The sequence below is a fragment of the Rhodococcus sp. MurmanLake-1 genome (assembly GCF_056945715.1).
In genome coordinates this window covers 81063-88571 of the sequence record NZ_JBWZNF010000018.1, presented here as the reverse complement: position 1 = coordinate 88571, position 7509 = coordinate 81063, and the positions used below count along the sequence as shown (strand labels likewise).

Here is a 7509-nt window from a genome sequence, read left to right as displayed (position 1 = left end):
GGCAGGGAAGTTGCCGCGGTCACTGTGCCCGGCGTCGTGATTGACGACGGTTCCTGCGCGTGGACGGGCGCGGTCGAAACGGCCGCGGAGGCGAGTGCGATCACCATCAATGCTTGGCCGAGCCGTCGTCGGATCATCGCATCGCTCCCGTGGTTCGTCGGTGTCTGCGCCGACTTCCATTCTGCGCGAACCGGAGGTGCCGGTATACCGGTTCGACCATCTTCGGGTGCCGCTCCTGCAGTCGAGGGGCCAGCGGACCGTGCGCGACGAAGAACTTACAGCCGAGGCCAGCCGTGCATACCGAGAACTATTCGGTCTACGGCGCGCACAAGGTGTGGCTGGAAATGCGTGGTGAGGGCAATGATGTGGCACGGTGCACGATTGATGGTTGTCTTCGGGCTCGAATGCGCACGAAGAGGCATGCCCAAGGGCTACCTCGAGCATGATCGGTCCGTCGACGTTGAGCCAGTGAGGTGGGACTTTGATGCGAGGGTGCTCGAGGCTGCGGTTGGCGAGCGCTTCGCGGCGTTCGAGGCAGGGCAGGTGGTCGTCGACGTGCCGTCGATGTCGAGCTACCTACCGATTCGTTCGACGCGCCACGGGGGGATATCCCGCCGCGGCCTGACCTTGATCGCACGAAATTTGTATCCGTCCTGGTCGATGACCGGCTCCCATTCGAAGTCGACCTGCTCTCCGACGACGAGAGCGCTGATCCCTCCGCCGATGCTGAAACTGTCGCCCGGCCGAGCGTTGATGACTTCGTCGGGGTGTAGGGCGCTGTAGAAGGTCCAACAACCGCCCGGAGTGTCCGCGGAGTCGATGACTCCCCAGCCTTCCTCACCATTCCACGTGGTGACGACACCGATCGCTGGGGTGCCGATCGGGGGCGCGATCGTATCGTCGAGGTCGGTGATGTCTAGATCGGTGACCTCGTGAACGGTGCCGTCGGGATCGATATCCCAAGCCCTGAAACCGGGCGGTCCCGGCGGCGTGTGGTCCTCGCCGACTGGCCACGCCTGCACGGTGTGAAAGTCGTAACCGTCTGCCGGCTCGTCGAGTTGATTCCACTCGAACTCGACTTCCTGACCTTCGACCAAACCCGGGAACCCGTGGACCACTACAGATGTCCATGAGGTCCAGCTACCGCCCGGAGTGTCTGCGGAGTCGATCACGCCCTGCATACCCCCCACGTCCCAACTACGTACCACTCCTCGGCTCGTCATGACCTCAGTATGTCCAAGACCACGGTGGCTAATGAGCGGAACCCGAAAGCCTGTCCAGAACGGGCGGAACTGGGGTAACGAATCTGTGGGGAACTCGATCACCTATACAACCCGGGCCCAAAATTGTTTTCCTGCAACACTTCTGAACTTCTTTACGCGGTTCTTTTCGGGAAGTTCGAGGGGGTGATCACGTTGGGTATAAGCATTTTTTCGATGCACGCGATCATCGAAAAATCCGAACGCGTGAACGACCAGGAAGGCGAATAGACATTCACCAACAAAGGCCCGAGGCAGTGGCGAGCATGTTGACCACGACCAGTGTCGACGATACGACCGACAGTGTCGCGAGCACGGCCGCAGTCACGGTGCGGAGACGAAGCGCGCACACGACGAATGCCCCAGACCATACGGACAACGTCGCGATCACCAGCCATCCGCCACCGGCCATGTCGCGTTCCGCAGGTCCGTCACAGCTCGTGTCGATTGAATCCCACAGACCGAACAACACCAAGGCCGCCGCCACGAGCGTCCAGACCAATGCAAGGAACAACACGCCGATCTTCCGCCAGATGGTCACGTCCTGAGCCTGCACGCGAAGCGACACCCGCGAATCCGTACAACTACTCAACGTCGACCGCGGAACTGGTCTCTGCGCACTTTTTCGCAGCGAGCGCCCTATTAACGACCTTGGTGTTCGTTTTGAGCTTGCTGGTAATGGCGATGGTTGCGCTGTCGACGTTCGCAGGGAAGATCCCGACGAGGTTTTCGATGATCCGTGCTTGCAGTGTGAGGTCTCGTTGCACGGCGAAAGAAGGCGCCGGTGGCGATCGCGAGCCCGAGCGAGCAAGGCGCCTAGCTGGATACGGGCCGGCCGGAGAAGAAAGTCAGTCACGATCGGGTCTTTTCCCTCCAAAGGGTCCCGGTCTGGAGCCTCGCCGGTGGGCTCCTGCGTTGTGTGGGTCAGCTCGTTACGCCGCGTTAAGAACCTGAAAACTCGGTGAGCAAACCTTCCTTTCCCAGGTGAAGCGGCGGACTATCGAAATGGTCGCGCATCTGGTTACCGCGCGGCATGTCGAGCGCGCCTGAAGGCACAACGGGCCGGGAGGTCACATGCTGCTACATCAATCGATCGGGTTGGAGCGCTTCAACGAACTACCGCGGCAGAAGGCAGTTCACGCATTGTTCGAGTGCTGCTGCTCTCTGACGTGGGCCGGGTGGGTCAGCGACGGACGTCCGTTCGCCGATCACGCGGAGATCCTCTCGCGCGCCGAGGACGCGATTCTCAACCTCTCGGACGAGGACGTCGAACGCGCCCTGCAATGCCATCCACCCGTAGGCGTGCGCAAGAACAGCGTGCCGTCCCACCTCGAGCAATGCTCGATCTGGGTTCCGGACGACGCCGTCATGGCAACCATCTATCGCGCCGGCGAGGAGTACGAGCGGAACTTCGGCTTCCGGTATCTGTGGTGTTCGCACGGCCACGACGCCGACGACCTGCTCGAGAACATCGGCCAGCGCATGTCCAACGAACGGTCCGTCGAGCGCAAGGTCTGCGTCGACGAGCTCGCCAAGATCACACGGACGAGGATCGAGCGGATGCTGGGACCCGAGGACGGCTATCCCGAGTACTGAAAAGAAAAGCGGGTGCAGCGCTTTCGCGCCGCACCCGCTTTCATGCTCTGAATCGATCAGAGATCGAACTCGGTCGGAGAGATTCCGACTGCAAAACACATGTCGCGTACGACGCCGCGCTCGTGCTCGTCGAAGTTGCCGTCCGCGCCGCCGATGATGATGCCGATCTGGATGACCGCGCGGGCCTGATCCTGCTTCGACTTGAGCTTGGCGATGGTCGCGGTTGCCTCGACCTTGCCGAACTCGTAGTCCGAGGACAGCTTGCTGCAGTACCAGTCGAACTGCTCACGAAGCTCGTCCGGCGGGAAGACCGCGAGCGACTCGTTGCTCATGATCAGCGCGGCGGTCTTCTGACGCTCCGACGGATCGATCGAACCGTCTGCGGCGGCGATCAACGCGCACATTGCCATGCTCGCGTTCTTGAATTCCTTGTTCTGGAACTGGCTGGTCTTTGTCTTGAGCTGGCCGTTCATCTCCTGAGCCTTAGCCTTCAACTGATCCCAGAATGCCATGAGTCTCCTCGAGTATTGCCGCCACACACCGCGCGTGGTCGTACCACCACTCTGCCTGTGCGCTCGGCAATCCGCCATCGGCCACTAGGTGCGGTCGAACACTGCCAGAATTCGCGACTCGGAGATCGGGTCGAGCACGTCCGGGGTGAAGTGCCATTGCGTGCGGGTCCACGGATCGTGAACCTCCGTCTGCCCTGCTGCCGAAAGATGTTGGCACCCCTCGGACAGTGCGGCGACGGATTCTTCCGCGAAGTTCGACTCGTCCTCTCCGACAATCAGTATCGACAAACCGATTGCCGGTCCGCGTTCGGCGAGGAACATGATGGTCTGTGCGTCTTCGGCGGAGTATCCGTGCGGGAAATCGCTGAGGATCAACAGGCGCAGGGAACTGGGGCCATCTGCGACACCACTCATTCGCGCGAGTTCGCCCATGTCGACGGCCTCGGCCAGTGCCCGCAAGCGCGCCGAGATCTCGGTGTGAGCGGTGATGACCGGCCCCGCGAGCATCGGTGCCAGTCGGTCGGTCAGTGGCGTCAGCGAGCCGGTCAGATCGACGACGTCGAGTAGCGGCATCGGGCCGGCGGCCATGACGCGCACGGTGACGGCACTGATCAGACCGAGCGCTGCTTTGCTCGACGTACTGTCCACCCAGATGGGCCGACGCAGTGGGAGCGGGACGCAGTAGGGAACGGTGAGCGTGCCGCGGTCCGGAGCCGAAAGCTCGCCAAGACGCATACCGTCGCTGACGGCCGTGATCTGGGCCGGATCGGTTGTACCCGCCCACGACACCGACTTCCACGACGCCATCGACCGTGGGAGCACGCCGTCGATCACGCCGAGTTCGTGCGCAAGCTGAGCGCTGTCGCGGGCGTGATTGTCCCGCGCGAGTGATACGAGGTCGTCGTGACGCTTCTGTGCGGCATCGCGCGCCGCCACTCCCGCTGCCGAGTTCCGCAACGACGGATCTGCGACGGCAGCGGTCAGATCTTCGTCCAACCGAGCCAGCGCGTACTCGCTGCTGGAGACGAAGGAAGCGGCAGATCGCGAGGCGTCCTCGAAGATCATCCACGCGCGCTCGAGGCCTCGGCCCACCTCCAACGGCTCCACGGCGGAGTCCCACGCGGGCGCGGCTGTCGGAGCTGGTTGTGCCGGCTTGTCGTCGACCTCGACGCCGTGCACCGAGATCAGTTCCGCCAGACCACCCGCATAGCCCTGCCCTACGGCCCGAATCTTCCAGGCACCGGACTTTCGGTACAGCTCCCAGCAGATGACCGCTGTCTCGGTACCTGCGGTGGGGATCGCGAATTCGGCCAGGACCGAACCGGATTGATCGCTCAGGGTGGCGGAGAGCCCGGCCGTGCGAAAGGCTCCCGCAACCGTCGCTGCCGGATCCACGCTGACGATGCACAACACTGCTGCGGCATCGGGGTGAAGTCGATCGAGTTCCACCCGGATGCCGCTCTGGTCGAGTTGCACTCCAGCGGTGGATGGTTGGTTGTAGAACACGAAGTCCGCGGACGTCAATGCCCGCAGGTTCGCGTCCGCTACCAGCGCCGACACGTCGAACGGCGTCTGGCTCTCGGCTCGAAACGTCACCACGGGCGCCTGCAGCGGCGCGTTCTGTCCGGGAACAAAAGTCATACCCACAGCAGCGAACTATGCCATGACCGGGCTCTCTCGGTCAGCCTTGCAGGTCCGCCACCACTAGATCGGCCACTGCGGTCATCCCGGCGTCCGTGAAGTGCAAGCGCTGCGCCGTCGACTCCGAGAACAGGCCTTCGAACCAACGCTGATCTGCACTCGCGCACGCGTCGTGCCCGCCGGCGATGCTCGCCGCCGCAATGTCGACAGTGCGCACACCGTGGGCGTGGGCGACCTCGTCGAACTTCGTGTTGTAGCGAGCGAAGTAGTCCATGAACCAGGATGCGTCGGCGTCTGAGAACGGGATGTTCGGCCAGCATCCGCGAGAGGAGATCATGCCGCCCTCTCCGATCAGGTAGATGCGAGCGTTAGGCGCGCGCTGCGTGACCGCGGTCAGGATGCGATCCAATTCTCCGGCAGCCCGGTCGATTCCGGACTGGGCGACGGAATTCGCGAGCGGGTCGTACCGACATCCACGATCGGTTCCCGGTCCCGGAGCGACGCACAGGGGGCCGAGGAAGATGCTGTTGGAGTCGTTGCCGCCGATCGAAATGGTAATCAGGTCGGTGTCCGGGTGAACAGCATCGAGCTGGACGGGCCAGTAGTTCGGAATCAGCTGTGGGGTGTCGATGATGTTCTCGGCGCGTGCCGCGCTGCAAGAGACATCAGCGAACTCGGTCACGTCGAGCGCCCGCGAGATCTTGCCCGCGAAGTTCTCGTACGAACGCGAGCAGGCGTCGGGGTACATCGGTTCCAGCCTTGGACCGGAGGCGCGGGAGTCACCGAGGGCGACGTACTTGATCCCGGTCTCGGAAAAACCTGCCGGCGGTGCCGACTGGGGCACCGAAGCCTGCGCGATTCCGGTGCTCACGAGCGCCAGCACAACGCCTGCGACGGCCGCCGCCCGACCGAGAAGTTTCCCTCGAGTGATCATCTACTGTGCCAAGTCCTCTCGCGCACGGCCGCTCGACTGACGGCTCGACATGCCGCATGAGGTTAACGCACGGAGGGGACAACGATGTCCGGTTCGGCGGACGGCGATCGAAACCACCTACCGCCGAACCGGATTCATCTCGACTATGCAGTCTCGACTCAAGCAGTGAGGAAACGGCCCAGCTGCGGCGCAGCTTCTCCTGCGTGCTTGGCCTGGATACCTTCACCGATGGCCTGCAGCTTCCATTCGCCGTTCGCGCGGTACACCTTTGCCATCACCATTCCGGTGAAAGCCATGCCGCCCTGGAGCGTGTATCGAGCGAGCTCGGAGTTGGTGGTGCTGTCCACGAGACGGCAGAAAGCGTTGGAGACCTGCTCGAACGTGTGTCCGCGGTACGAGGTCACGGTGAAGATCACGGTGGTCACGTGAGCCGGGACCCGCTGCAGATCGACGAGCATGACCTCGTCGTCGCCGTCTCCGTCGCCGGTGAGGTTGTCACCCATGTGACGGACCGAGCCGTCCTTGGACGTCAGCTGACCGTAGTAGCAGACGTCGACGAGGTTGCCGTCGGCGTACAGGAGCGCCGAAGCGTCGAGGTCGACGTCGGCGGTACGGCTTCCGAACAGGCCGCTCTTCTTGATCGGATCCCAACCCAGACCCATCTGGATCATGGTGAGCGCGACGCCGCCCTCCTTGCGGAGCGTGACCTTCTGGCCCTTGGTCAGGCTGACGGGGCGTCCCTTGACCAGGCTCACCTCGGGCTGCTGCGCCGGCGGCTGGTTCTGCATGGGAGGCGCCGGGGGTGCCTGGTTGTACGTCGGCTGCTGGTTGTACGCAGGCTGCTGCGCCGGCGGGTAGGCCGGCGGGTAGGCCGGCGGCGTCGGTCCCTGGTTGTAGGCAGGCGGCTGGTTGTACGCGGGCGGGGCCGGCGGAACCGGCGGCGCGTTGTACGAAGGCTGCTGCTGCGGCGGCTGGTTGTACGCCGGCGGAGTAGGAGCGACGGACGAGGGCGGGGTGATCGGAGCCGGAGCCGCGACCGGAGTGGGCGGCGGCGGCGCGGGCGCATCGTCGACGGACACACCGTGATCGGTGACCAGCGCGGCAAATCCACCCGCGTACCCCTGGCCGACGGCGCGCACCTTCCACGCACCCTGGCGTCGGTAGACCTCGAGCGCGATGACGATGGACTCGGTGGTGAGACCGTCGATCACGTACTCGTACAACACGTTCCCGGCCGCGTCGGAGACCCGAGCGGTGGGTGCAGCGCTGCGCCCGAAGTTCGACGAAGCGTCGTCGAGCGTGATGACGGCGCGAACCTGCTCGATATCGGCAGGGACGCCGGCGAGCGAGACTCGGAGTGAGGCAATGCCACCCGGGTTGGGCACCAATTGCACGCCGGGTCCGGTCGGCTGGTTGAAGAAGACGAAGTCGGCGTCGGAACGAACTTTTCCGTTGCTCGTCACGAGGAGCGCAGACAGGTCAGCGGCTGCAGCCAGCTGAACCGACACAACTACATCCGAGACGTCCAGCGGGCCGTTCTGCCCTTTGGCAAGCGATACAGACAACT

7 protein-coding genes are annotated in these 7509 nt (G+C 63.7%); 1 reads left to right on the top strand and 6 read right to left on the bottom strand.

Annotated elements, in window-relative coordinates:
* Positions 1-572: 572 nt before the first annotated feature.
* Positions 573-1223, bottom strand: coding sequence for a hypothetical protein (locus AC2ETI_RS29985; protein ID WP_257207922.1), 651 nt, complete (start codon positions 1221-1223; stop codon positions 573-575).
* A 271-nt stretch (positions 1224-1494) separates the two neighbouring features.
* A complete protein-coding gene (locus AC2ETI_RS29980; protein WP_020968326.1) occupies positions 1495-1827 on the bottom strand; it encodes a hypothetical protein in 333 nt (110 codons plus the stop codon).
* A 506-nt stretch (positions 1828-2333) separates the two neighbouring features.
* Between AC2ETI_RS29980 and AC2ETI_RS29975 the strand changes: the two genes are divergently transcribed.
* Complete coding sequence (locus AC2ETI_RS29975) at positions 2334-2855, top strand: 2-oxo-4-hydroxy-4-carboxy-5-ureidoimidazoline decarboxylase (RefSeq protein WP_007727034.1); 522 nt, start codon at positions 2334-2336, stop codon at positions 2853-2855.
* A 56-nt stretch (positions 2856-2911) separates the two neighbouring features.
* Here the strand turns inward: AC2ETI_RS29975 and AC2ETI_RS29970 are convergent, their stop codons facing one another.
* From AC2ETI_RS29970 to AC2ETI_RS29955, 4 genes are all read right to left on the bottom strand, one after another.
* The gene (locus AC2ETI_RS29970) at positions 2912-3367 is read right to left on the bottom strand and encodes a tellurite resistance TerB family protein (RefSeq protein WP_483634812.1); all 456 of its coding nucleotides are present in this window, start codon (positions 3365-3367) and stop codon (positions 2912-2914) included.
* 84 nt (positions 3368-3451) lie between these two features.
* Entirely contained in the window at positions 3452-5008 is a 1557-nt protein-coding gene (locus AC2ETI_RS29965) for a TerD family protein (protein WP_483634811.1), read from the bottom strand.
* Positions 5009-5048: 40 nt separating this feature from the next.
* The gene (locus AC2ETI_RS29960) at positions 5049-5942 is read right to left on the bottom strand and encodes an SGNH/GDSL hydrolase family protein (RefSeq protein WP_029254393.1); all 894 of its coding nucleotides are present in this window, start codon (positions 5940-5942) and stop codon (positions 5049-5051) included.
* A 158-nt stretch (positions 5943-6100) separates the two neighbouring features.
* The gene (locus tag AC2ETI_RS29955; protein ID WP_483634810.1) at positions 6101-7507 is read right to left on the bottom strand and encodes a TerD family protein; all 1407 of its coding nucleotides are present in this window, start codon (positions 7505-7507) and stop codon (positions 6101-6103) included.
* Positions 7508-7509 lie beyond the last annotated feature (2 nt).